Below are 23,312 nucleotides of genomic sequence, written 5' to 3'. Positions count from 1 at the left end.
GAGCATACTATCTATTTCAAATTCTTTTGGGGTGTATAGGACTAATTGTGATAGTTGTTGGAGCTATCATGGCCCTGTCTTTAATCATATATGCAGTTACAACGTGGTTTTAAACAATGTAAATATAACATTTCTTAAAACTATTTAGTATTTTGGGATTATACTCTATAGAAAGGAATGATTCAGTATGCATGAATCATGTGGGGCATAGAGATGGAAAATTTAAAAGATAAACTTTGGGGAATTTTAAAAAGCTCGATAGGACCTGTTTTTTTATTTGCGATGGTTTTTGTATTTGTTATTGATTGGAACGACTTAAAAACGATAGATTATGTTTTTATTATAACAACTATCTGTTTTGCAGTAGCCACACTACTTAATATAGTTACGACAATTATAAATGAACGATTATAAAAGCGAGGGACTAAGAATGTATGAATTAAAAAGCGAAGAGGATATTAAAAAAATTGTAATTGATCATGTTTTGACAACATCAGAGGTATTGGAATTATTGAACGTATCTCGTCCTAGATTGAATGAGTTAGTTAAGAAGGAGCGGATTATCCCATTAAAACAAACGAAAAATATGAGTTTGTTTTGGAGATCAGATGTGGAAAAACTAAATGAAGAACTGACTGTATTAAGAAAGAAATACGGTCCGAAGGCATAAGTGCAAATATAAATCTATTGGTTACTACATATTTCTGAACAATGTAGATATTAATTGTCTAAGTTATATAGATTATTCAATTATACCTCTGGAACTATAAAGAAGACCCATCCGGTTAGCGTCATATTTGAACAACTGCTCAGGATTTTCAAGCTGCTTTCGGACTAAATGAAGGTGATGAAAAGTACATCTCAAGTATAGATTTGTAAGGGCTGACCTTAGCTGCTATTCAAGGTTTTAATGAAAAAAATGAATAACTCTAGGCTGAAAATACTAATCTGCATACGATATTAGCTAACCTTGAGGAACGTATATTGGCTCTAGAATCTAAGAGATAAATCAAAGGAAGTAAGTAATCAAAAGGACCCTTCTTAGGTCCTTTTGTTTGTTATCATCGTAAACTCAAGCTGTTCTGATGCTGATGTAAAAAATGTAAAATTCCCAAACCGAATTTCCTTTAGCAGCCTGTGGACTCATGAATAAGGGGGGATTTAAATAGGTACTCCATTATTAGGCTGGTGCTTCAAGGAGAGCATTAGAAAATAGATTGCATAGGAAAATAGGAATATGGACTTACGGGATATGAATAAAGTGGTCTTGGATTTTTATATTGCTGACATATTGGTTTACATTCATAACTATATCCTCCCTGAGATTGACACTCCCACATACATTGTTCATAGCTATAGCTAGAAGGTACCACAGGTATTGGCTGTTTTAAGCTAAATGTTGGATGTGTAGCCCCGTGATATTTACTACATGGAACTTTACATTCTTGATAAGTCCCTCCATAAGGTCCAGACATGCAATCTGTCATACATTGTTCATAGCTATGACTAGAAGGTGCCACAGGTATTGGTTATTTTAAGCCAAATGTTGGATGTGTAGTCCCATGATATTTACTACATGGAACATTACATTCCTGATAAGTCCCTCCATAAGGTCCAGACATACAATCCGCCATACATTCATTATAGGTGATACGATACAAAGACAATCACTCCTTATTTTTATCTTTATCATGTTTTATTTTTCTAGTTATTGTATTTAGTTGTATAATTTTTAGGTGATTGTCCATGCATAATAGGGGAATTGTCTTACATACATAGTACGGCTTATGATGGAGCAGGATTTAAAGAGTGTAACCAATAAATAATTTTAATGTGAACTAAAGAATGGAATTTTAAATGATCCCTATATCATCTTAAATATAAAAGCACACTTTTATATTTGCTTATAAATTAGAAAAGTAGTTTTCTATAAGTGCGGAGTCTCCATATGACAACGTATGTTTGTCCAGTTTTAATATGGATAGTTTTTAATAAAACCGCTATTTAAAAACAAAAAAGAGCGCACATATACATATGCAGCACTCTTTAAGATCAGATTTTTGAGAGAGGAAACAAGATATTATATGTAGTGTATTTTAGAATGTTGCAATTTACTGTCTTGATAGTCTCCAGATAGTAAAATATGTTTGCTTGATAAAAATGTGTGACAAAACTGTCTCCTAATTCTAAGATATGTCTAACAATTTGGAGGCAGTTTTTTTTATGCTTACTACGGTAGAGCTATACCAAATTTAATCACGATTCTTTTAATTTATCGTCCTTTATTTTTGCTCCAGATTTTGTTTTCATTACTATTACGTTTGTTTGTAACTGTTATATTTTGTTTTAAGAAAATAGGGATTATTTTGCCGCTAGGACACTCTGTAGACTTTTTTATATCTATCTTGTCGGATACTGCTTCCACAATTTGAGACAATATGAAAAGAGGGAAAACTAAGTACATGCGATAAACAGCTTATTGAATTAGGAGCAGTACGTGAGAAATTTCAACCTTATAATCAATCACAGTGAGTCATCTATCTAAATAGGTGGCTTTCTATAAATTAACTACCAGAATCTTTTTAAGAGGGGGAATGAAATGATGAGACAAGTTGTAAAGGAATATTTTTCTCCTAGCCAACAATATAAAGTGCAAATTATAAAACGAAAAGATGATTTGTACACAACAGAAGTTTATAGGTGGATGGAGGATTGTGGATATGAATTTTGGAGTTCTATCAATCAAGGGTTCTCTTTAATTGATAATGAAGAGCATGCACGAAAGATAGCTATTGAACAACTGAAGGGGTGTTCTGGAGAAAACTTAATTCAAAGGCCTAAAAGAATATAATTAATTAGAATGGAAGTAATTATCAAGTCAGAGGCTATATGGAATGGAGATTTATGGTGAATTTGAAGTTTGTTGTGTTAAATATATAGAAATCCTTGGGAGATAAATGAAATTTATATATTGTAGTTGATATTAAAAATTTTTAACGAATATTAGTATTTAAGAAAAAGAAAGAGAGAGAACTATAAAGAGTATAATTTTGCAACCTACCGATAAAGAGAATTTTAAAGATGATTCTACTATGTCTATTGGATTAGATATTAGTCAGATTCAACGCTTTATTAATAAGAAGGATTTCGAAGAGATATCCAAGATATATAAGAATGGAAAAGTTTATTTGTGGGGAGATAGACCTGGAGTTAGCAATGAACGAGAGTGAAATAAGATAAAAATAGGAGATATAGCATTATTTTATGGGAAAAAGAAATTTTTCACTTCTGCTACAGTAACATATAAAATACGCAATTCAAATTTAGCAAGGAATCTTTGGGGAGAAAATAAAGAAGGAGAAACATGGGAGTATATATATTTCTTAGATGAAATAAGAAGGCAATCTATTGATATTGATACTTTCAATACATTATTAGGTTATAAAATAGACAATACTATAAGAGGATTTAGATTATTAGATGAAGAGAAAAGTAATATTGTTATGAATACTTTTGACTTTTACAGTACTACACATGTACCTGTCATTACGAAAGAATAAGCTGAAAAAGATCTGGAAGTTGTTATAAATGAGCTAGAACAAAACAGCTCCATGGAACGTGAGGTTACAGGAAGAGCAAGAAGAGAGCAAAATATAATACGTGGGTATTTATTTGGCACTAAAAAAACATTTAATTGTGGTATTTGTGGAGAAGAGTATCCAGTAGACTTATTGGTAGCTGCTCATATTAAAATGAGAGCACACTGCTCCAGACAAGAAAAATTAGATATAAAGCATATCGCTATACCAATGTGTAAATTTGGGTGTGATGATTTATTTGAGAAGGGATATATCGGCGTTCAAAAGGGAGAAGTCATTAGTTTGGTGGATACGAAATATTTACCGAAATCTGTAAAAGGTTATATTGACATTATTCAAGGGAAAACTTGTGATCGTTGGAATATAGATAACGATAAATATTTTAAGTGGCATGCAAACTATCATATCAAAGAAATTTAAGTTTACATGTTTAATAGAATTTTGAAAGTTATATGTTGAAAGTATTAAGGGTAGAAGCGAAATGATTACTTTTTTTATCAAGAAAAAAGAAGAAGAAAATGGTATTCATTCGTTGAATACATGGAGTATGAAAAGAGCGGTAGCTATACAACCGTAGCATTTTTAAGATTTTTTATGGATTTAACATTTGCATTAGGGCTGCCTTTTTTACTCATTGATTTCTCTGCAACAATAGGTCCAATGCTGAAAATGGGAGTAGTTACGGTTATTTTAGAATTGATACATAAATCTATTCATGCAAACTATGTATATTTTGAAAAAGATACAGGTTATAGGGATTATGAAACGAATTCAGCGAAGAAAATAAACTTAGAAAAGAAAACGAAAAATAATTTGTAAGTAAAAAGAGCATCTGTAAAGGGTGCTTTTTTATTTGGGAAAATACGAAATATATCCAAGATCCTGTTTCTAGTAGAAAAAATATTAATAAAATTAAAAAAATCTTTCAAACTATTTTCTTGGATAAACAGATAGAGGAAATGAATCTAGGAAGTGCAAAAGGGGGAAACATATTGGCAATGTTAGCACTGATACTAGGGATGATTCTTACATGGATAACAATGATTGAAAACGCCCTAGTCATCCATAAAAAATAAAAAAGCTCAAAACCAAACGAAAACACCCTGCCAGACGTAAACAAAAATGATTTTGAGCGGAAGAGAGAAGCCCACCTTCATTCTTCTATACAGATTATAACAACTTGCCAATGTGCAAACGATATGAAAAAACAAGTGACGCATCCAGCATTTTAATTGTTTTAGTTGTGTAGTAAATATAGGGCATATGGAGGGGAATAACTGTTTATATTGTAAGGTGATTCTTAGAGTAAAGAAAAAAGAGATGAAAATAACTCATCTCTTTTAGATCTATTTATTACGAGTAGCATTACAATCTGCAAAAGGATTTGTACCTCAGAAAGATACATGTTAAATGCTTCTTTATTTTTTCTCCTGCTAAATACAGTGCAATGGATTCATTTCTTAAATTGCTTGATAATTGAAATGGTAAAGATCAAAATCCATAAAACAATAACTAATAAGTAGATAGTGTCTAACATTTGTAAATTAGAAAAATCAGTAACGATAAAGAAACGCATTGCTAGAAATAAACAAATAGCATTTAAAATTAATGAAGTTTTTGACATATTAAAATGGGAGATGATAATATTCTATGGGAAGCTCAATCAGTTAGGCTTCTTATAGGCTTACTTGCGTCTTCTTCATTTTGTTTTTGTGCTTGGTCGGCTGGAACCTTTGCGTTGAGGACGCTTATTTTTCTTTCTTGTTTTTTAAAACAGTATGTATATTCCTAGAATATAAGAAGTAATCCATCATAATTGGCCTAAAGTATCTAGAGCATACCTCTCCCTTATTCCCTCCTTTTATAACTTTATTATTTACATAGTATAGTTTGTATTAAAGTAGTTCGACTAATTAACATTCTATAATAATATAAAATATTAGCAGGTAATAAATTAAGTTTCTACAATCAGTATCAAACGTCAAATGCTCATCAAGTTAACAAAATAAAATCCCACCTAAAATGAAATAATACATATGTAGGTACAGTTTTATTTAATTTAACTGTAACAAATATTATAATAAATAGATATAAAATATAACACTACGGCATAAAGAATATGAAATGTGTATACGTTTGTAATAGCTAGTAGTGATAATTTCATATTAAATTTATCAAAAAGAAAGAGGAAAATGAGCGATGAAAATCAGTTCAAGCATAAATAACCGGATTTATCCTTTAAATACTAGAGTTTTAAAGGAAACAGATCCAAGTACTACAGCTTCACATTTGGTGAACAATAATCAAAAATATATTCCTGAAAGTAAGACTAGGAATAATCAACTTTCTGAAAAAAATATAGAACAACATATTAATAACAAATATAATTCAATCAACTCACAAGGTCTCTCTATATTTGAATTCCTTAAAATGTTATTGGATAAAGGTGTACCTATGTCGATAATAACAGAAATATTAGTGGGATTTGTAGAGGGGCATAGTAAGGAGAATGAAGAATCGGAGAAAGAAGTAGAAAAAGGATTAGAGAAAGAATTAGTAAACGAATTAGATAAAGGATTAGAAGAAGGAATAGTGAATGCTCAAAAACAATAATAATTTATAGTGAAGAGTAAGTTCTATGAAAACATAGAGAATAAATTTTATGATCTTGTTTCCGGGGTATAACTTTTCTTGATATATAAGTTATAAAAATTATAAAAATTATAAAAATTATAAAGAAAGGTATTTAAGGTTATTGTAAGGGTAATGAAAGTTACCTGAAAGAATCTCAGTTTAATATAAAAGTATGAATTAACACAGGAGGGATGAAATAATGTTAAAGAAACTGGGAATAGGTTTAGTAACTTCCTTAATTTTGTTGAGTACAAATGGTATTGCTGATGCATCTACTAACAGCGTACATGTAAAAAATGAAATGATATCTAAGAGCACAAAAAAGTGCAGTGACTGTTGGCGTGTTGGTCAATCTAGGGTTGAGGAAGGAGTTGCAGCAAAGCATACAATAAAAGGTGGAGAAAAAGTTGTAAAAGTTACATTGCAAGACGATGGAATGGTTAGGATGGATGTCATTGGAAAAGGGTTTGCTGAAGTTAAAGTAACTAGGGAAAATGGAAAAAGTGTATATTATCAGTTTGAGGTAATTTAATTAGTAATCAAATATATGTTTTCATTTTAGAACGTTGCCTTCCTATAATTAGGAAGGCTTTTATTATTACATAACTAGGATAAAATAATAGTTCGCTAAATTGGCTAGGAACATAACTAAAAATGTCAGAGGAAATTTAGTAAATTGTTTCACATGAATCATCTTCTCTTGTTTGGATTAAAATGTTTACCTTCGTCTAAATACAAGTTATACACACATATATTGATCATATAAAGATATATATTACACATAATATTATGTTAAAGGTGGCGAATTGTATCATGAAAGATTTTGTTCTCGAAAAAGAAAATATTATTCGTAAATATGGTGAATGGACCGCTTATGATATTAAATTAACGGATACTCTATATACAAGAGATATTCGACAACCAAATCCAGCATTAAAAAAAATTGTGACAATGATTCAAGATATCACACAATGTGATTTTAAAAATCTTCGAATCTTAGATTTAGCTTGTTTAGAGGGGCATTACGCTATTGAGTTTGCTATGCAAGGAGCAACTGTTGTAGGGATAGAAGGAAGAGAATCAAACATACAAAAAGCTATATTCGCTAAAGATTTATTAAGGTTGGAAAACTTAACCTTTTATCAAGATGATGTAAGAAATTTAAGTGCTGAAAAATATGGTCATTTTGATATTGTTTTATGCTCTGGTATTTTATATCATTTAGACTGCTCAGATGTATTCCACTTTTTAGAAAAAGTGTATGAAGTATGCAAAAGGTTTGTAATAATTGATACTCATATCACTTCTACACCTAATGTGTCAGTACTTTATAAAAATTATGAATATAAGGGACACACAATGCTAGAACACTCTGCTAATTCATCAATAGAAGAACGTTTAAAATCAAAATGGGCATCATTAGATAACGTTACTAGTTTTTGGATGACAAAATCCTCTCTATACAATTTTTTAACGCGAACAGGTTTCTCTTCTATAAATGAATCCAGAAGTTTAGTTCAAGAAGATAGGATCACTGTTGTAGCTTTTAAGAAATATCCAATAGAAATTAAAAGCTCTCCTGAAACAGAAAAATACATTGAACCCGATTATTTAGAATGCTAAAAACAACACTTTTAAGTTTAATAGTCTAATCACTCAGTATGAGTTAACACTATATGTCATTCAAGCTAAAAACTTAAAGTATCCCTAAACAAAATTATTAATTTTTTAAAAGCTATTTATATAAATGCAACCCGTTGTTTCTGTTTTGGGGGCACTATAAAGTTTTAGCTTTATAGTGATGGGATAGCACCGCATTGCTATCAACTTAAAGAAATACTTCCTAAAACAAAAAATGAAAAGAACAATAAAAAAGCTTATCATTACGTGTTAAAGGATAAGCTTTTTTATTTTAGTGTAATTACAAGTTTTGAAATTCTTTTACTACTTTCATAATAAACTTAAAGATGCTCTTTTCAACTTTGTAAAATTAATCCTTCATTATTTAAAAGCCGTGATATACCAAATAGCAACAACATTTCCATTTTTATCGAGTACTCTGCCTTCAGCTGCTCCTTCTTCATATGCTGTTACTACACCAGTTTTAGGGTTGACATAAATTTTATTTTCACTAAATAAGACATATTTGTATTGATTTCCGCTTGGCGTCATTGACCAAGGTTTCCCCACTTTAATGTGCATAAATTCACCTTGTACATCAGATACTTGATAAACCGATTTTGTTGATTCTGGATTGTTTACTGCAGCGTGAGTTTTAGTAGTAGCAAAAGTTCCTAAACCTCCAATTCCAATGGTAGCTGCTAACGCAATTCCAACAAATTTTTTCATGTGATAATGCCTCCTTTTTTAATTCATACCTGTATATTAAACGGTTAGTCTTTCATGTCACTTTCATTTACCTTACAATAACCTTAAATGGATTTTTGAAAATTCTGACCGATGCGAGGGAGAGTATGAAAAAAAATATATTAATTGTTGATGATGACAAAGATATTATTGATCTTTTAAAGCTTTTTTTAGAAATGGAAAATTTTTTTGTTGTAGAGGCTTTAAATGGGGAAGTTGCCTTAAAGTGTCTAGAAGAAAATCATATTGATTTAGCTATCGTTGATATTATGATGCCTAAAATGGATGGTTACCAATTAATTAAAAAGATTCGTGAGACGTTACAATTCCCAATACTTATATTGTCAGCCAAATCTCAAGAAGTAGATAAAATTATAGGTTTAGGGATTGGAGCAGATGACTTCATTACAAAGCCATTTAGTGCTTTAGAAATTATAGCTAGAGTTCAAGCTCACCTTAGAAGGTCCTATGAATTTAATGATAGGGCTGTAGAAGGTAAGGAGAAGCAAATTCATATGGGTGATTTAGTATTAGATCATCATTCTTGTACACTCTATAAATCAAGCGAATCCATTTCTCTCAGTGCTACGGAATATAAAATCTTAACACTTTTTATGGAAGAACCAGGGAGAATATTTACTAAAAAACAAATTTTTGAAAATGTATGGTCGGATTATTACTGTGCAGATGATAATACGATTATGGTTCATATTAGTAGACTGCGAGAGAAATTAGAGGATTCTCCTAAGAATCCAGTTTATATAAAAACGATCCGGGGACTTGGGTATAGATTTGCTAGGAAGGAAGAACTTTATGAAAAATAAAGTTTTATATATCTTAATTAAAAATTACGTTATATTTGCACTAGCAATAGGTTTCACGGTGATAATCTTATTTATATTTTTGATGTACCAAACAGAAAAGCAACTAGGAGAGCTAAATAATTTAAAAGCAAGTGAAGTAGTGCGTGAAAACTTTAAAACTATTAATTCAGAATCAATAGAATCATTTGGTGGTTGGGTAGAAATTCTTAATGAAAATTTACAAGTTATCTATACCAAAGGGGAAAAGAAGGATAAGCTTTTATCATATTCACAAAGAGAATTTACTACTTTATTTTTTGATAATGATCAACTTCCTTATTATTCATCTGTAGCAACATTTGTAACGAAAAAAGGTGAAACATTATATTGCCTTGTTAAGGTTCCTAAAAAAGCAATAAAGTATGAATATACGTTTTCTGATAAAAATGAGGAATACGTATATGCTTTTTATAAGATATTACTTACTACAATCATTTTATTTTTTGTATTTTTCTCTATGAATGTATATATTTTTAGTAGGCAAATTGCTAGGAAAATAACCAGGCCATTGGATAAACTAGCAACTGGATTTGAGGAAATTGCTAGTGGGAAATATGATAAAAGGTTAAACTATGAAACATATTTTGAGTTAATGCAAATACAGCATTCGTTTAATGTTATGTCGGAAAAACTGGATAAAATAGAGAAAGAGAAGAAGAAGTTGGAAGAAACCAAGCAGAAGATGCTTGTAGATTTGTCTCATGATTTAAGGACACCAATTACAACCGTTCAAGGTTATGTTGAAGCATTACAACTAGGAATCATTACTGAAAAAGGTGAAAGAGAAAGAACTTTGAATGTAATATATAATAAGATTCGAATCATTGCGGTATTAACTGAAGATATTTTTGAACTGTCTAAATTAGAGCATTCTGATTACCCTTTTGAAGTACATCCAACTGATGTATCTGAGTTTATTCGTGAATTGCTTGTAGAATATTATGATTTATTTCAAGCGAAGCGCTTAATCCTTCAATATCAAATTCCCTCTAAAGAAGTGATTGTTCCAATTAACAACAGATTACTATACCGTGCTATCTCTAACATAATATCTAATGCCCTACAGTATAATACGGCAGGTACGACCGTGTTTGTATCGTTAATTGAGGATAAAAGCAAAGTATTTATAAACATTATAGATAATGGAATTGGAATACCTGAGGATATGAAACAAAGTATTTTTGATGCATTTGTTCGAGTAGATGATTCTCGAGAAAATAATGGGGGATCAGGTCTTGGATTAACTATTGCTAAGCATATAGTAAAAAAACATGGAGGGAGCATAAATTTAGATAGTACAAAGAAAAAAACACATTTCTGTATTTCTTTACCTAAATGCAGTGTGTAAATATCTTATGAAAAGTGTTAGTAAGTTAAATGATTGTATAAAGAGAAAACTCACGATTTACTTCCTTTAAACTTAACTCTGATTCATATGAAATTGTATAAACATAGCAACTTAAAACTGCTCTTCTTTTTGTTAAACTTCGTGACTTTATCGGAAATCTATATTAGCATTTATGTATATGAAGTAAGCATAAAAGGAGATACCATATGAAAATAACAAAAATAACATGTAGTATGATGTTTAGTTTAATACTATTAACATCATGTGATATATCGGATAAAGAAATTAAACAAAAAGCTCAAAGTTATACAAAATCGCAGTATGGTTTTTCTGTTAAACTAAATGAAGTTGAAATACCGGGGAATTATAAAGATTTACTGGGGCCAGATGTACGGATAGCTCATGTACAGCAAGTAAATGAACCGTATTTGCAGTTTCAGCTAGCTTTGGATGGACGAATCTCTCCAAAAGTAGATAGTGATAATTATAAAATCAAAAAAGAAGCGAATGATTTAAAAGAAAAGTTCAATACATATTATGCTGGAAAAGAGAATAACGATATATTCACGTTTGAACAAATGTATACGGGAAATATTGTTTTTGATAAAAAGGAAGAAGCAGAAAAAGAAAAGAAAAATGTAAAGAAATATGTTACGGCAGTTTTTAGAAGTAATATATTTTTGGATGTAAACAATCCTGTGCATATGGAAAAATTAGCAGAGCTGGCAAGAAGTATTCAAGAATTTAATAAGATAAATGGAAATAATAAGAGTAGTGTGGAAGAGATAACGATTCAGTTGCCAAATGCGGATAAGGAGCTATTACAGAGCATTGCAGTAGATTATATATTAACAGCTGATGATGCAAAAAAAGCTCTTGAGAGAAAAGAGCATTATATGGAAGCTTTACTGCTTACAAAATAAAAAAGGGGCTCATTTTGATTTCTTGTTTTATCATTTTAGTCAAGGTGGTTCTTTTAAAACCTCGTATAGGTAATCAGTACGATAAAATGGGAGACATTAGTCATATTTAAAAATTAAAAAAGTCCCTTAGTCATGTTAAAGGGAACTTGCTCACGCAAATGATCTGTAAATCAATTCATTTTTGATATACAGATCATTTGTATGATAATTTTTATAAATAATTGCTAAATAGTGAATTTACATAAATGCTTTTAGAAGTTCTTGAATTAATGGGATTGCTCCACCTAGAAATTTTAAAACTGCCATTGCGATTTCCATATTATTTGCTCCTCTTTTTTCGTATTAAGATTTGGTGAATCTTTATAACTTTATTATAGTAAGCGTTTACAATTATAACAATACATTTATGTATGCAATATTGCATATTTATACATTAGGCCTCTATTAGCCATTTTTTAATGTTACCATAGCAAGGTGAGAGTCTATAAGGGTTGTCCTTAATAGGAGGAAATATGGAAAGAGTGCAAGCGATTTACAGTAATCAAAAATTTAAGAGTTGGGTTAAACAGGTATTAGCTGTAGGAGGAGTAATAGGGTGCTGCTATTTGGTGTTATATGTTTTCTGTTTCTTAGTTATTACGTAAATATTATACAACTAAACTAGTAGAGTCTTGCCTAGAGAGGTAAGGCTCTTTTATTGTAGTACCGGGAGATGAGCAAACTACATACAATATCTCTCAGGTTTTTCAGATCACTTTGTATGGTTCCTTGTTTAGAACACTAATTCCTATCATTGAAAACAGAATTCTATTGATAAAAAATATGTTATTACTAGATACATATTAAAAAGACAAGCATAAATTATATTAGATTTTGGCAAAGTCTTTTTGACTTGGAAAAGGATTTAAATCTTACTTATAGATTTGATCCCTTTTTATATACTATAATCCTCATATTTCCATGTAAACATAATACAGTAATAATGATTTAAAAGCAAGAATTTTAGTAGCGGTTCGTTCACACATCCATCAACTTAAGATTTTAAAGTAGCCCTTAAACAAAAAATTCTTTTTTTAATTGATTGATAGTAAACAAGAAAGGTTAGCAAATCAACAACTAAGAGATTTCTTCAGGTAAGCTAATAAGGAGTTATTACAGAACATTGCAGTAGATTTTGCATTAACGGCTAAGGATGCAAAAAAGGCCCTTGAAAGAAAAGGGGAATATATGAAAGCTCTACAGCTTACAAGGTGAAAAAGAAACTCATTTTAAAACTGTTTTTAACATTTTATTCTTGTACCGGAAAAACATAGGGGTTAAGGGTGGTAGTTTACAATTAATGAAGGATAAGCAAAAATAACTGTTAACAATATTAAGTGCAGCATCTTAATTGTAAAATCTTTTATATTCCTGCAAGTACAATTCCTGTTAAATAAAAAATTTTTAAGTTAATGGATGTGGAGTCTCGCCACATAATAAAAAGGTAGAAATATATTTAATATATTCCTACCTTTGATTTTATTGAGTTTAGCATCTATGATCTAAATATCACAGAAGGTAGTTTTCTTTTATACTTCTATATCTTTCCCTTCTGCTACCACTGTATCTCGCCACAACACAAGTAGTTTTCTAAATTCAGAGGTCTCAATTTTACATTGGTTATTTGGAGCACTCATAAATAAGTTAATAGCACTGGTGTAATTAGGTTCAATGTAGACTGCTGCTACGTTCCCTTCTATTTCATATTGCGGAACTTTTTGGTCTACTACATTATCTAAAATTTGTATATACTCATCTGCTTCATCATCTAAAATATCTTCCAAGAAATGAGAAATTATAGAAATTTCTTTTGGCAAACGTATTCTTAATCCGCCAAGTCCATCACGATAAAATTCGTATGTATATTTCATTTTTTACCTCCTAGTATAAACAGGATATGCTGTTATGATCTCATTATTTTGTATAATCATTTCTACTTTAAATCCGTGGGATGTTTGTCCTACATATCTAACTGTATCGACTTGAATCTTATTATCTTATGCTTCTTTGATAGAATCAAGTATCTGTACTCTATCCCAATCCTTAGGGAAAAATGAAGAAAGCGCATTTTTTGTTTCACCGTCTACTTTTACTTTTGCTCTATATACTCCCGCAGAATTTGGTGCATGGGTAATTCTAACTATTTCTCCTCCACCCATCATACTTTCATGGTGATATCCAACAGCTTTTAGTCCCCACCATTTTTGTTTTAGTTCCCCGTGAAAAAGGTGCTCCATAAGTGATGAATCAAAACTATACGGAACATTGCCACCATTAGTTCTGCTACTATTAATTCTTCCACTACTAGCAAATTGATAGGTAGAGAGTTTTTCTTCAGCTTGTTTAAAGTCTGGTGTGTCAAATCTAGATCGCAAACCATCTCCACCAGCAAAAGCAAATCGATCTTTTAATGGTAAGTGGCTTGAAATATAAGGTGTATCACCTGAAAATTTCGTTAACTTTACAGATCTCCAAGGGAAGTTACTTTTCCAATTTGGCCTGCTCCTTTATCTCCAATCCATCCTAAACCAAACTCCATAAAAATATTTGTTCCTCATTGCACCCATACCTGCTAGTGGCATAACTTGCTTTGTAATTTCAGTATTTGTTCTGATTCAGTCAATCTCTTCAATTTGTTCTAATAGTTCTAGTTCAACTACATCTGTTGAAGCGATCCTTAATTGAAATTCGGTATGAAAAGCTTCATTCTTATCATTAAGAGCTATCAATTCCTTACTAGAAATATTTGATACATTGAAATATTCTTACATGGTATAATTTTCTTGATGATTTTGGAACTAGAAGGGGTTTAAATGATGGGAAACTTTCAAAGTAATTTTCAAACGGCTACACAAATTGCTACACAAATGAAAAATGCATCGGATACAATTCAAGGTGCGACAAATCGTTCTATAACAAAGGCGAGCCGTACTACACTATCTGTTAATGCTCAGGCGCAAGAAGCGAATCAACAAATGCTAGATTTGACTAGACAATTTTGTGGGGCCTTTCAACAAGCAATTGATAATATTCATTTAGTAGCTAAGGATTTTGAAAGAATGGATAACGAACTACAAAAGACATTTCGCTAATGTGGCAACCTACGGTAAAGGGAGAAGGGTAGGAAGAATAAGATGAGTCAAGATGTGGAAAAGCAAATAAATGAATTTAATCATGAATTACGGATAGTATTTGAAAAACAGGATCGAAATCAAACGGAGATCCAAATCCAGAGACAAGCAGAAATGGACTTTCACGAATTGAGAAATCAAAAAAACCGTTTATTTAATAGGGTTTTAGAAACATGGCATGGTGATAAAGATGTTTCTCATTTTTTTATGAATAAGCTTCAAGAGTCGCAACATATTGAGCGGAAATTAACATTGGAATTGGAAAATCAAAAAGAAACATTACTTAAAGAAAGACGCAATCTTATTGATTTAGAAACCGACCTTATCTATCGGCAACAGCGATTAAAAAGGGAGGATAAAGCATGAGTTTAAATATGTATTTAGGGGAAGTACAAAATCAAACCCAAAGCATGAATGCTGTATGTGTCGCTACTATCCAAGCTATGGAGCAAGTAATCCAATCAATTGATACCTTTGCAACTGATACAGTTTTACAAGGGCAAACATATAGTAGTGCAAAAATATTTTTTGTCCAAACTTTTCGTCCTTTAGCACAAGGTATCATTTATTTATGTGAAGAATTAATCCGTCAAAACGATGCATTTCCAAGCGATTTTCAATCACAAGTTGCTTCCACAGATGTCATTGAACAAGAAATAAGAGAGCAAATTCAAGAAATTAATCGAATGGTCGCAAGTATAGAAGCGATTAGTATTGCTACAGTATTGCCTGGAATAGATGCCATGGTTATTGTTTTAGTCGAGATGAGAAAAAAACTGCAAGAAAAATTAGAGCATCTATATGAATTTAACTATACGTCCAGTAATAACTACCACACAGCTCTTCAACTTGTAGCTAGCCTTACTGCCGGCCTTGCTGAAGTCCAAAGTGGAAAAGGATTTAGTCCTGTAAGTGGTACGTTTAGTACACAAGGATTAAATATGGATTGGACCGTTTCGATCCAAGAAATTGCTGATGAAAGAAAACGTCAAGTTGATAATCTTTTAAAGGAAGGATCAATAGAAGAGGGAGCGGTGTGCAAGAAACCTCCTGAAAAATCTACTTCTGAAAAAATTATAGATGGTATTTTAGCAGGTACGGGTCAAGCAGTTGAAGATACAATAGATGGTATTGTCGCACTTGGTAAATGGGAAACATGGGAGAACATGGGGTACGCTTTTACTCATTTAAATGAAACCTTACCCGCTATGTGGAACACATTATCAGATTCGTTTATTAATGATGTAATAAATGGAGACGCTGAAAGTCGTGCTAAGTGGGGAAGTTATGCTTTTACACAAATTGGACTTGGACTTATTGGTGATAAGGGGATAAGTAAAGTCACTACATTAGCAAAAGGTGCAAAATTCTCTACAGGAGTGTCTTCTTTCGCAAATAAATTGCCACTGACGGATCGGTTGGCATTTGCAGGTGCAAGTGGATTTGGAAGCAATCAAATAAAAAGTTTTGAAGTCTTACAAAAAGCTCGTGAAACATTTATGTTTTCTACGACTGGTAGAAAAAGTAGAGTTAAGGATGTACAAGATGTAATTCAGGAATATGCAGATAAAGTACTTGATAGGGTAACTGTAGAAAAGGAATATCCTAATTCTTATACGGCATCTCAAGTGTTACGTGAAGAACTAAAAGATGCTGGAATTGATCCGCCTCCATACCATAATGCCGCACATCATATTGTACCGTGGAACGATGGTAGGGCTGTGGAAATACAAAAATTAATGAAAGAGTTTGAAATAGATCCTAACTCTGCTGCTAACGGAGTATTTTTACCTGGATATCGAGCAATAGATAGTAAATATGTAACTACGGAGGCAATGCATATAGGTAATCATGGACCTGAGTATATAGAATTAGTATATAATACGTTGACAGAGATTAAAGAGTTTGGTGGTACTCAAGCTGATGCTGTTGCAGCGCTCCAAACAATCAGAGAAGGATTATTAGATGGCAGTATAAAACTAAATCAACCAAAGTAATAAAAATTGAGTAAGTAACAGATCCTGTAGGAGGGAAAGTATGAAGATTTGGGAATTAAAAAGTAAGTTTAATAACTATGAGTCTTTCCAGTTATTAAATTTTGAAGAAGATCACAAAAAATATATTGATGGAAAAATAAATTCAGTAACTCATTTAGCAAATTCATGGGGAAATATATATATAGAGTGTATTGAAGGAGATATTCATAGTGATTTCCCTAAATTTTGGGGAGGAACTGGTGCTCCAATGATTAGTGAAAAAGCCAAGCAAGTACTTGAACCTTTAATAGGTGATAATGTTGAATTTTTACCACTCTTACGCAATTCAACTAGTGAGGTATATTACTTGGTCCACGTGTTGAATGTACTAGATGCGATTGATGGTGATAAAGCAATCTTTAAAAAACTGATTACAGGCCTTATAGTAGGTTGTGAAAAGTTCGCATTTGATTTTAATATAGTTCAAAATGAAATGATTTTTAAAGTTTACATAAATGGAAAAATTCATCCGACGGTTGTCTTTATTTCAGACGAGTTGAAGGCTCTTATTGAACAAAGTGAATTAAAAGGTTTTGAATTTATTGAAGTATGGGATTCGGAAGAGGGTGCCTAAATAATCTAATTTAATTAGATACCCCTATATCTAATATAGCAAAAAATAAAAAGCTTATGCAATTGTATAAGCTTTTTATTATAAATAAGTAAAGGTTCAGAAACAACAACATATTACTCAGTAGTAAAGGAGAATCGTTATGAAGATATGGGAATTAAGAAGTTCTTCTGATAACTATGAGTCTTTTCAATTATTAAATTATAAAGAAGATAAAAAGTTTTTTGAAGGGAAGTTTAACTCTACAATAAAACTAATAGATTCATGGAGAAAGTTACCTATTGAATGCTTAGAAGGAGGAAAGACCACTGATTTTCCACACTTCTGGGGAGAAATTGGTGCCCTAATGGTTAGTGAAAAAGCAAAAGCATTATTAGAACCTTCAATAGGCGATAATGTTGAATTCTTACCACTTTTACGCGATTCAACTAGTGAGGTATATTACTTGGTCCATGTGTTGAATGTACTAGATGCAATTGATAGTGATAAAGCAATTTTAAAAAAACTGATTACAGGTTTAATAATAGGATGCGAAAAATTCGCATTTGATAGTAATACTGTTCAAAATGAGATGATTTTTAAGGTTTATATAAATGGGAAAATTCATCCCACGGCTGTTTTTATTTCAGATGAATTGAAGATTCTTATTGAACAAAGTGATCTAAAAGGTTTTGAATTTATTGAAATATGGGATTCAGAAGAACTTTCGTAAAGAAATTTAATAAAATCACATCAGATTAATGATGTTAATTAATACCTAAGAGAGTAATAAATAAAATAGAAGAAGCTTATGTATTTGCATAAGCTTTTTCCTATGGTTATGTATAAAAAGGCATACTAATCAATATTAAATATATATTTTGAGGTTGCAAAGTAAGTGGTGATTGTGCTCCAGGACATAAAAATATAGCTGCTGATAATCGAATACAATCACATCATCCTATACAAAATGAATGGGCTATTAAGGGTGGATTTGATTATAACGAAAAGAAAGCACAACCAATACTTTTACCATCAAGTTTTGGTTTTCCTCATGCGAAAATTTCCGCCATACAAAGAAAACGAAGAAGACTTGAAGGATATGATACTGAAATAAATTATGAATTTAATGTAACCTATAGGGAAATGATTGAGGCAGGTGTTGATCAGAAAACTGCAAGAAAAGTATTGGTAGAAGATTATAAATGTTTAGATGTTTCGGGAGGTTTTGTGAAAAATGATAAATTTATCTAATGTTTCTGGTTTAATAAAAAATAAGCCAGCAAATGATATTGAAATTCAAGAAATAGAAGATGTAATGAAAGTTGAATTACCAAATGTACATAAAGATTTATTGAAATATACAAATGGTTTTTCTATAGGTGGATGGTTAATAATTTATCATTTTAGCCAAGAAGACTCCTTCCTCAAGGAGCGTGAAGGGTCATAGTCCAGTGAGTAGGTGGGAGATGAATTGGCTTCGAACAAGGGATGGCAGGAAGCCATCTTAATTGTTCGACATATAGAAAGTATTACTCCACTACCTATCGAATGTACGTTTGGTGTATAATAGTCATATACCGAAATGGAGGTGAATGAAATAATGATGAATAAAGCCTATAAGTTTCGTATCTATCCAAATCAAGCACAAGCAATTCTAATTAACAAAACGATTGGGTGTTCTCGTTTTGTATTCAATTATTTCCTATCCTTATGGGATCATGCATACAAAGAGACAGGAAAAGGCTTGACCTATGGTACATGCTCTGCCAAACTACCTGCCATGAAGAAAGAGCTTGTTTGGCTAAAAGAAGTGGATAGTATTGCGATTCAGTCGTCCGTTCGCAACCTTGCGGATGCTTATACGCGCTTTTTTAAAAAACAAAATAGCGCACCGCGCTTTAAATCTAAGAAGAACAACTTACAATCTTATACCACAAAACAAACAAATGAAAACATTGCCATTATAGGGAATAAAATAAAGTTGCCGAAACTAGGCCTTGTTCGATTTGCCAAAAGTCGTGAAGTAGAGGGACGTATTGTAAATGCTACAGTTAGACGGAACCCTTCTGGTAGATATTTTGTGTCACTATTAGTTGAAACAGAAGTACAAGAACTTCCGAAAACACATTCTTACATTGGAATAGATGTAGGACTAAAAGATTTCGCTATTTTGTCAAATGGAACACACTATAAAAATCCGAAGTTTTTCCGATCATTAGAAGATAAGTTGGCGAAAGCACAGCGTGTTCTTTCTAGAAGAATGAAAGGATCTTCTCGCTGGAATAAACAACGAGTAAAGATAGCTAGAATTCATGAATACATATCAAATGCTAGAAAAGATTACTTGGACAAAATCTCAACTGAAATCATCAAAAACCACGATGTTATCGGTATAGAGGATTTGCAAGTATCGAATATGTTAAAAAATCATAAGTTAGCAAAAGCAATTAGTGAGGTATCTTGGTTGCAATTTCGATCCATGTTAGAATACAAAGCAAAATGGTATGGCAAACAAGTCATTGTCGTATCGAAAACATTTGCTTCCAGCCAATTATGTTCCTGTTGTGGATATCAAAATAAAGACGTTAAAAATCTAAACCTACGTGAATGGGACTGTCCTTCTTGTCGTACACACCATGATAGGGATATTAACACAAGTATCAATCTAAAGAATGAAGCGATAAGGCTTCTAACCGCAAGGACTGCGGGGTTAGCCTAATCAATTAGAGTTCGATAGAACTCTTTACTTAGGAATCCCTCACTTCTAAACGAAGTGAAAGTGGGGGTAGTTCAATGAGTGGGTAAATACGGGGTGTTTGAATCAAAAAATACAGAAAATAAAAGAAGAGATCCCTGGTACGTGTAATATAGTGTTAATAGAAATTCCTAATGGAGGATTAAAAGATTTAGTAAAGATAAAAAGTGTACTAGCACTTGATATTTCAACAGGGGAACTATTAAAAGGAGCTCCATATGGTAAAGCAAAAAAAAAATTGGAAAATTAGGATCTATTGGTTTAGCACTAAATACAATACCAATGGATAAAAATAATTAATGTTAAACATAATTTGAAATTCATTTTTTATTTTTTACAAGAATTAAATAAGGAATGTGAACCCAAACGGTGTTACATGGAATAGGAAGAGATTTATTAGAAGGTAATTTGCGATTAAATGGACCCAACAAATAACTATATAAATAAATGGTAATAATAAAGGAAAATATATATGAAGATTTGGCAATTAAAGAGCTCGACTGATGATTATGAAACCTTTCAATTATTGAACTATGAAGAGGATAAAAAATATTTTAAAACTAGTTTTAATTCTATGGTGAGTTTGTCAGATTCATGGACGCCTAAGTTTATTGAGGTAAAAGATGAAGGGAAATCAAGCGATTCCCCTATTTTTTGGGGAAAGTCTGGTGTACAAATAATTAGTGAAAAAGCCAAGAATGTTTTAGAACCTATAGTAGGAGATAATATTGAATTTTTACCATTAATTCATAAACAAACAAATAAAAAATACTATGCTATGCATGTTTTAAGGGTGTTGGAAGCACTTGATACTAATAAAACAATCTTTGATAAGTTAAGTTCAGGTTTAATAATAGGATGTAAAAAATTTGTATTTATTCCTTATGTTGTACAGCACGAACTAATTTTTAAATTGAATATAAATGGGAAGGTACATCCTAACTATCTTTTAGTATCAGATCAATTCAAAAATGCAATTTTAGATAGTGAATTAAAAGGTTTTCAATTTACTGAAGTGTGGGATTCAGAAGAGGGTGCCTATCAATAATCTAATAGAGTAAAAAATAAAAAGCTTAAGCACATTGAAGTGAGCTCGAATATTAGTACATGATAAAAACATCACCTGAATTCGCATTCTAATCTTTCTCGTTTTATCTTTTTGCAACGATGAATGAGGAAGAATGCTTAACATGTTTTAACATATTTCCCGAAAGAATTCTCCTTCCACAAGCGTGTGAAGGGCGTAATCCGACAATAGGTGGGAGATGAATTTTGGTTTGGCGGAGCCAAAAGGCTTTGCTTTTTAGTAGTCGATGAACAATCACACGGGTTGGGATTTTATCAGTCATTCCTACATAAGCGTTGGATTATTTTGCAGGTTTGTCTAGAATGAAAAGAGCTTATTAAACCATCCATTATTCACGTTCTTCTTCATATATTTGTACCACAATTATTTTTTTGTTATTAAAACTAGTTTTTAAGAAGCATATGCTTTAGCAACTGCAGAAATTCTGTATCACTTTTATCATCTTTTATATAATCCTGTTCGTAGTTAAAAATCATTCGTACTAACATAAAAGCTGTAAGCGGTAATGGTACCTTATGCAAAGCTCCTTGCTGATAACCTTTTTCGAGTAAATTACTTATCATGTTAATTGCTTCTTCTTCAGATTGTTTAAAACAAGTTGTAATTTCAGGTGAATGGTACTCTTTATATTCTTGAAAGAGTGTAGAAACAAATGGATCTTGATGATATTCTAGGCTGATATAATGAAGAATTTTTTGTATTCGAAGTAAAACGTCTTTTTCTTCTTTATATAAATTAAATAATTGTGAGCGCTTAAGCTGAATATGACGCATATAGCAGTCGCATAATATTTCAGTTTTATCTGTATAGTAATAATAAATAGTACCTTTACCAACTTTAGCTTTCTTTGCAATTTCATCAACCGTTGTGTTACGGACACCACGCGTAGAGAACAGTATTGTGGCAGATTGAATGATTTTCATCTTTTTATTTTCTTTTTCTAATTTGATCATTGTCTACACCCTATCCTTGAAATATTTAGCGAAGTTTTCTGTCTTTACATTCTGTATCAGTTCATTTGTAATTTTGTAACTCCTAATAGAAAGTCCTTTATTTGCTTCTTATAGAATAACATACACCATTCTTATTTCTAGTATATAACTATAATAGAATGCAACTGTATAACTTAGGATAAAAATGAAAGTTTAAGGTAATAACTATTTAATTGGACAATGAAAATTCAAGTGAAAGGGGACAGTGATTTCTTTATCGATTGAATTATTTGATTTTTTATTCAATTCATTTTATTATATAAACATGACTAAAAGATGTTTTTAGTCGGATTTTTTTACAGAAAACCGACTGATATTTAATTTTAGTCGGTTTCTATACTATTTGAGAGAAGGTAGACACTATGTGTGGAATTGCAGGGTGGATAGACTGGTCTAAAGATCTGTCTCATGAACAAGAAACGTTAAAAAAAATGACAGATGCTATCATTCACCGAGGACCTGACGCAGAGGGGCATTGGTTTTCAAAACGAGCGGCATTAGGTCATCGACGTCTCATCGTCATTGATCCTGAAGGTGGCCTTCAACCTATGCTGTATAAAGATGGAAATGATACGATTGGCCTTACGTTCAATGGAGAAATTTATAACTATCAAGAATTACGTAAAGAACTTGAGGAGAAAGGTCATGAATTTCAGACCAAGTCAGATACAGAGGTATTACTACATGCTTACTTAGAGTGGCAAGAAGATTGTGTTCAACACTTAAATGGGATTTTTGCTTTTGGTATTTGGGATGAAAGATTTGAGAAATTGATGCTTGGTCGTGACCATCTAGGCGTGAAGCCTTTATTTTTCGCTAAAAGGGGAAGCGCAATTCTTTTTGGTTCAGAGTTAAAAGTTTTACTTTCGCATCCACTTGTAGATGCTGAGGTAGATAAAGAAGGACTTTCTGAAATATTCTGCCTTGGACCAACACGTACTCCTGGTCATGCTATTTTCAAGGATATACATGAAGTGCGTGCTGG

Annotated in this window: 26 protein-coding genes and 2 pseudogenes; 23 read left to right on the top strand and 5 right to left on the bottom strand. The window is 31.6% G+C overall.

The window, feature by feature from the left end; genetic code table 11:
* The first annotated feature begins 198 nt into the window (after nt 1-198).
* From MHI26_RS28365 to MHI26_RS28330, 8 genes are all read left to right on the top strand, one after another.
* Nucleotides 199-414, top strand: coding sequence for a hypothetical protein (locus MHI26_RS28365; protein ID WP_340994708.1), 216 nt, complete (start codon nt 199-201; stop codon nt 412-414).
* A 16-nt stretch (nt 415-430) separates the two neighbouring features.
* Nucleotides 431-670 carry a helix-turn-helix domain-containing protein gene (locus tag MHI26_RS28360; RefSeq protein WP_000273122.1) on the top strand — a complete coding sequence of 80 codons (240 nt, stop codon included), beginning with the start codon at nt 431-433 and terminating at the stop codon, nt 668-670.
* 1,932 nt (nt 671-2,602) lie between these two features.
* Nucleotides 2,603-2,851, top strand: coding sequence for a hypothetical protein (locus tag MHI26_RS28355; protein ID WP_061667562.1), 249 nt, complete (start codon nt 2,603-2,605; stop codon nt 2,849-2,851).
* Nucleotides 2,852-3,611: 760 nt separating this feature from the next.
* Complete coding sequence (locus MHI26_RS28350) at nt 3,612-4,019, top strand: hypothetical protein (protein WP_176523498.1); 408 nt, start codon at nt 3,612-3,614, stop codon at nt 4,017-4,019.
* 120 nt (nt 4,020-4,139) lie between these two features.
* Nucleotides 4,140-4,418: a hypothetical protein gene (locus tag MHI26_RS28345; RefSeq protein ID WP_061667563.1), complete on the top strand. Its 279-nt coding sequence runs from the start codon at nt 4,140-4,142 to the stop codon at nt 4,416-4,418.
* Between the two features lie 1,380 nt (nt 4,419-5,798).
* On the top strand, nt 5,799-6,212 hold the full coding sequence (locus MHI26_RS28340; protein ID WP_061667564.1) for a hypothetical protein: 414 nt from the start codon (nt 5,799-5,801) through the stop codon (nt 6,210-6,212).
* A 220-nt stretch (nt 6,213-6,432) separates the two neighbouring features.
* Nucleotides 6,433-6,765 (top strand): hypothetical protein, encoded by a 333-nt coding sequence (locus tag MHI26_RS28335; RefSeq protein ID WP_061667565.1) that lies wholly within the window; start codon nt 6,433-6,435, stop codon nt 6,763-6,765.
* A 281-nt stretch (nt 6,766-7,046) separates the two neighbouring features.
* Nucleotides 7,047-7,856 (top strand): class I SAM-dependent methyltransferase, encoded by an 810-nt coding sequence (locus MHI26_RS28330; RefSeq protein WP_061667566.1) that lies wholly within the window; start codon nt 7,047-7,049, stop codon nt 7,854-7,856.
* 378 nt (nt 7,857-8,234) lie between these two features.
* On the opposite strand, the gene MHI26_RS28325 is transcribed toward MHI26_RS28330, so the two are convergent.
* The gene (locus MHI26_RS28325; RefSeq protein ID WP_000714877.1) at nt 8,235-8,582 is read right to left on the bottom strand and encodes a hypothetical protein; all 348 of its coding nucleotides are present in this window, start codon (nt 8,580-8,582) and stop codon (nt 8,235-8,237) included.
* Between the two features lie 125 nt (nt 8,583-8,707).
* On the opposite strand from MHI26_RS28325, the gene MHI26_RS28320 reads away from it, so the two are divergent.
* The 3 genes from MHI26_RS28320 (at nt 8,708) to MHI26_RS28310 (ending at nt 11,734) form a co-directional block, all read left to right on the top strand.
* Nucleotides 8,708-9,424 (top strand): response regulator transcription factor, encoded by a 717-nt coding sequence (locus tag MHI26_RS28320; protein WP_061667567.1) that lies wholly within the window; start codon nt 8,708-8,710, stop codon nt 9,422-9,424.
* Nucleotides 9,414-10,811, top strand: coding sequence for a HAMP domain-containing sensor histidine kinase (locus tag MHI26_RS28315; protein ID WP_061667568.1), 1,398 nt, complete (start codon nt 9,414-9,416; stop codon nt 10,809-10,811). Before MHI26_RS28320 ends, MHI26_RS28315 begins: the two co-directional genes overlap by 11 nt.
* Nucleotides 10,812-11,017: 206 nt before the next feature.
* Nucleotides 11,018-11,734: a hypothetical protein gene (locus MHI26_RS28310; RefSeq protein WP_061667569.1), complete on the top strand. Its 717-nt coding sequence runs from the start codon at nt 11,018-11,020 to the stop codon at nt 11,732-11,734.
* A 237-nt stretch (nt 11,735-11,971) separates the two neighbouring features.
* Here the strand turns inward: MHI26_RS28310 and MHI26_RS28305 are convergent.
* Nucleotides 11,972-12,158, bottom strand: a pseudogene (locus tag MHI26_RS28305) (hypothetical protein).
* Between the two features lie 88 nt (nt 12,159-12,246).
* Here MHI26_RS28305 and MHI26_RS28300 point away from each other — a divergent pair.
* The gene (locus MHI26_RS28300; protein WP_000442766.1) at nt 12,247-12,378 is read left to right on the top strand and encodes a hypothetical protein; all 132 of its coding nucleotides are present in this window, start codon (nt 12,247-12,249) and stop codon (nt 12,376-12,378) included.
* Nucleotides 12,379-13,302: 924 nt separating this feature from the next.
* Here MHI26_RS28300 and MHI26_RS28295 read toward each other — a convergent pair.
* Nucleotides 13,303-13,644, bottom strand: coding sequence for a hypothetical protein (locus MHI26_RS28295; protein ID WP_000878117.1), 342 nt, complete (start codon nt 13,642-13,644; stop codon nt 13,303-13,305).
* Between the two features lie 3 nt (nt 13,645-13,647).
* A pseudogene (locus tag MHI26_RS28290) lies at nt 13,648-14,327 on the bottom strand (EndoU domain-containing protein); the annotation flags it as partial.
* Nucleotides 14,328-14,586: 259 nt separating this feature from the next.
* Here MHI26_RS28290 and MHI26_RS28285 point away from each other — a divergent pair.
* The 10 genes from MHI26_RS28285 to MHI26_RS28240 all read left to right on the top strand — a co-directional run bounded on the left by MHI26_RS28285 (nt 14,587) and on the right by MHI26_RS28240 (nt 21,296).
* Entirely contained in the window at nt 14,587-14,865 is a 279-nt protein-coding gene (locus MHI26_RS28285) for a TIGR04197 family type VII secretion effector (protein ID WP_000971917.1), read from the top strand.
* A gap of 42 nt (nt 14,866-14,907) precedes the next feature.
* Nucleotides 14,908-15,270, top strand: a complete 363-nt coding sequence (locus MHI26_RS28280; RefSeq protein ID WP_061667570.1) for a DUF3958 family protein — start codon at nt 14,908-14,910, stop codon at nt 15,268-15,270.
* Nucleotides 15,267-16,901 (top strand): AHH domain-containing protein, encoded by a 1,635-nt coding sequence (locus MHI26_RS28275; RefSeq protein WP_061667571.1) that lies wholly within the window; start codon nt 15,267-15,269, stop codon nt 16,899-16,901. Before MHI26_RS28280 ends, MHI26_RS28275 begins: the two co-directional genes overlap by 4 nt.
* Nucleotides 16,902-16,941: 40 nt before the next feature.
* Nucleotides 16,942-17,514 carry an imm11 family protein gene (locus MHI26_RS28270; protein ID WP_016078296.1) on the top strand — a complete coding sequence of 191 codons (573 nt, stop codon included), beginning with the start codon at nt 16,942-16,944 and terminating at the stop codon, nt 17,512-17,514.
* A 139-nt stretch (nt 17,515-17,653) separates the two neighbouring features.
* On the top strand, nt 17,654-18,223 hold the full coding sequence (locus MHI26_RS28265; protein ID WP_061667572.1) for an imm11 family protein: 570 nt from the start codon (nt 17,654-17,656) through the stop codon (nt 18,221-18,223).
* Between the two features lie 194 nt (nt 18,224-18,417).
* The gene (locus MHI26_RS28260) at nt 18,418-18,744 is read left to right on the top strand and encodes a hypothetical protein (RefSeq protein ID WP_324287259.1); all 327 of its coding nucleotides are present in this window, start codon (nt 18,418-18,420) and stop codon (nt 18,742-18,744) included.
* Nucleotides 18,728-18,940 (top strand): SMI1/KNR4 family protein, encoded by a 213-nt coding sequence (locus tag MHI26_RS28255; RefSeq protein ID WP_000609237.1) that lies wholly within the window; start codon nt 18,728-18,730, stop codon nt 18,938-18,940. Before MHI26_RS28260 ends, MHI26_RS28255 begins: the two co-directional genes overlap by 17 nt.
* A 153-nt stretch (nt 18,941-19,093) precedes the next feature.
* Entirely contained in the window at nt 19,094-20,212 is a 1,119-nt protein-coding gene (gene tnpB / locus MHI26_RS28250; protein WP_151547552.1) for an IS200/IS605 family element RNA-guided endonuclease TnpB, read from the top strand.
* Nucleotides 20,213-20,309: 97 nt separating this feature from the next.
* Nucleotides 20,310-20,498, top strand: coding sequence for a hypothetical protein (locus MHI26_RS28245; RefSeq protein WP_061665812.1), 189 nt, complete (start codon nt 20,310-20,312; stop codon nt 20,496-20,498).
* 222 nt (nt 20,499-20,720) lie between these two features.
* Entirely contained in the window at nt 20,721-21,296 is a 576-nt protein-coding gene (locus tag MHI26_RS28240; RefSeq protein WP_000708213.1) for an imm11 family protein, read from the top strand.
* Between the two features lie 422 nt (nt 21,297-21,718).
* Here the strand turns inward: MHI26_RS28240 and MHI26_RS28235 are convergent, their stop codons facing one another.
* Nucleotides 21,719-22,288: a TetR/AcrR family transcriptional regulator gene (locus MHI26_RS28235; RefSeq protein WP_061665811.1), complete on the bottom strand. Its 570-nt coding sequence runs from the start codon at nt 22,286-22,288 to the stop codon at nt 21,719-21,721.
* A 401-nt stretch (nt 22,289-22,689) separates the two neighbouring features.
* Between MHI26_RS28235 and MHI26_RS28230 the strand changes: the two genes are divergently transcribed.
* Nucleotides 22,690-23,312: asparagine synthetase B family protein (locus MHI26_RS28230; RefSeq protein ID WP_430981337.1), on the top strand; the 623-nt coding region annotated here is incomplete at its 3' end.

The sequence above is a fragment of the Bacillus sp. FSL K6-1218 genome (assembly GCF_038006445.1).
GTDB lineage: Bacteria > Bacillota > Bacilli > Bacillales > Bacillaceae_G > Bacillus_A > Bacillus_A thuringiensis_S.
Note: the sequence above shows the minus strand (reverse complement) of the source record. Positions and strands in the feature narration are given on the sequence as shown.

Bases quoted from the DNA above. Each gene is read 5' to 3' on its own strand.
- MHI26_RS28355 (WP_061667562.1), top strand. From the start codon at position 2,603: ATGAGACAAGTTGTAAAGGAATATTTTTCTCCTAGCCAACAATATAAA.
- MHI26_RS28270 (WP_016078296.1), top strand. From the start codon at position 16,942: ATGAAGATTTGGGAATTAAAAAGTAAGTTTAATAACTATGAGTCTTTC.
- MHI26_RS28310 (WP_061667569.1), top strand. From the start codon at position 11,018: ATGAAAATAACAAAAATAACATGTAGTATGATGTTTAGTTTAATACTA.
- MHI26_RS28285 (WP_000971917.1), top strand. From the start codon at position 14,587: ATGATGGGAAACTTTCAAAGTAATTTTCAAACGGCTACACAAATTGCT.
- MHI26_RS28360 (WP_000273122.1), top strand. From the start codon at position 431: ATGTATGAATTAAAAAGCGAAGAGGATATTAAAAAAATTGTAATTGAT.
- MHI26_RS28240 (WP_000708213.1), top strand. From the start codon at position 20,721: ATGAAGATTTGGCAATTAAAGAGCTCGACTGATGATTATGAAACCTTT.
- MHI26_RS28265 (WP_061667572.1), top strand. From the start codon at position 17,654: ATGAAGATATGGGAATTAAGAAGTTCTTCTGATAACTATGAGTCTTTT.
- MHI26_RS28235 (WP_061665811.1), bottom strand. From the start codon at position 22,288: ATGATCAAATTAGAAAAAGAAAATAAAAAGATGAAAATCATTCAATCT.
- MHI26_RS28295 (WP_000878117.1), bottom strand. From the start codon at position 13,644: ATGAAATATACATACGAATTTTATCGTGATGGACTTGGCGGATTAAGA.
- MHI26_RS28280 (WP_061667570.1), top strand. From the start codon at position 14,908: ATGAGTCAAGATGTGGAAAAGCAAATAAATGAATTTAATCATGAATTA.
- MHI26_RS28345 (WP_061667563.1), top strand. From the start codon at position 4,140: ATGGAGTATGAAAAGAGCGGTAGCTATACAACCGTAGCATTTTTAAGA.
- MHI26_RS28315 (WP_061667568.1), top strand. From the start codon at position 9,414: ATGAAAAATAAAGTTTTATATATCTTAATTAAAAATTACGTTATATTT.
- MHI26_RS28320 (WP_061667567.1), top strand. From the start codon at position 8,708: ATGAAAAAAAATATATTAATTGTTGATGATGACAAAGATATTATTGAT.
- MHI26_RS28330 (WP_061667566.1), top strand. From the start codon at position 7,047: ATGAAAGATTTTGTTCTCGAAAAAGAAAATATTATTCGTAAATATGGT.
- MHI26_RS28365 (WP_340994708.1), top strand. From the start codon at position 199: ATGTGGGGCATAGAGATGGAAAATTTAAAAGATAAACTTTGGGGAATT.
- MHI26_RS28275 (WP_061667571.1), top strand. From the start codon at position 15,267: ATGAGTTTAAATATGTATTTAGGGGAAGTACAAAATCAAACCCAAAGC.
- MHI26_RS28350 (WP_176523498.1), top strand. From the start codon at position 3,612: ATGGAACGTGAGGTTACAGGAAGAGCAAGAAGAGAGCAAAATATAATA.
- tnpB (WP_151547552.1), top strand. From the start codon at position 19,094: ATGATGAATAAAGCCTATAAGTTTCGTATCTATCCAAATCAAGCACAA.
- MHI26_RS28300 (WP_000442766.1), top strand. From the start codon at position 12,247: ATGGAAAGAGTGCAAGCGATTTACAGTAATCAAAAATTTAAGAGTTGG.
- MHI26_RS28340 (WP_061667564.1), top strand. From the start codon at position 5,799: ATGAAAATCAGTTCAAGCATAAATAACCGGATTTATCCTTTAAATACT.
- MHI26_RS28325 (WP_000714877.1), bottom strand. From the start codon at position 8,582: ATGAAAAAATTTGTTGGAATTGCGTTAGCAGCTACCATTGGAATTGGA.
- MHI26_RS28335 (WP_061667565.1), top strand. From the start codon at position 6,433: ATGTTAAAGAAACTGGGAATAGGTTTAGTAACTTCCTTAATTTTGTTG.
- MHI26_RS28255 (WP_000609237.1), top strand. From the start codon at position 18,728: ATGATAAATTTATCTAATGTTTCTGGTTTAATAAAAAATAAGCCAGCA.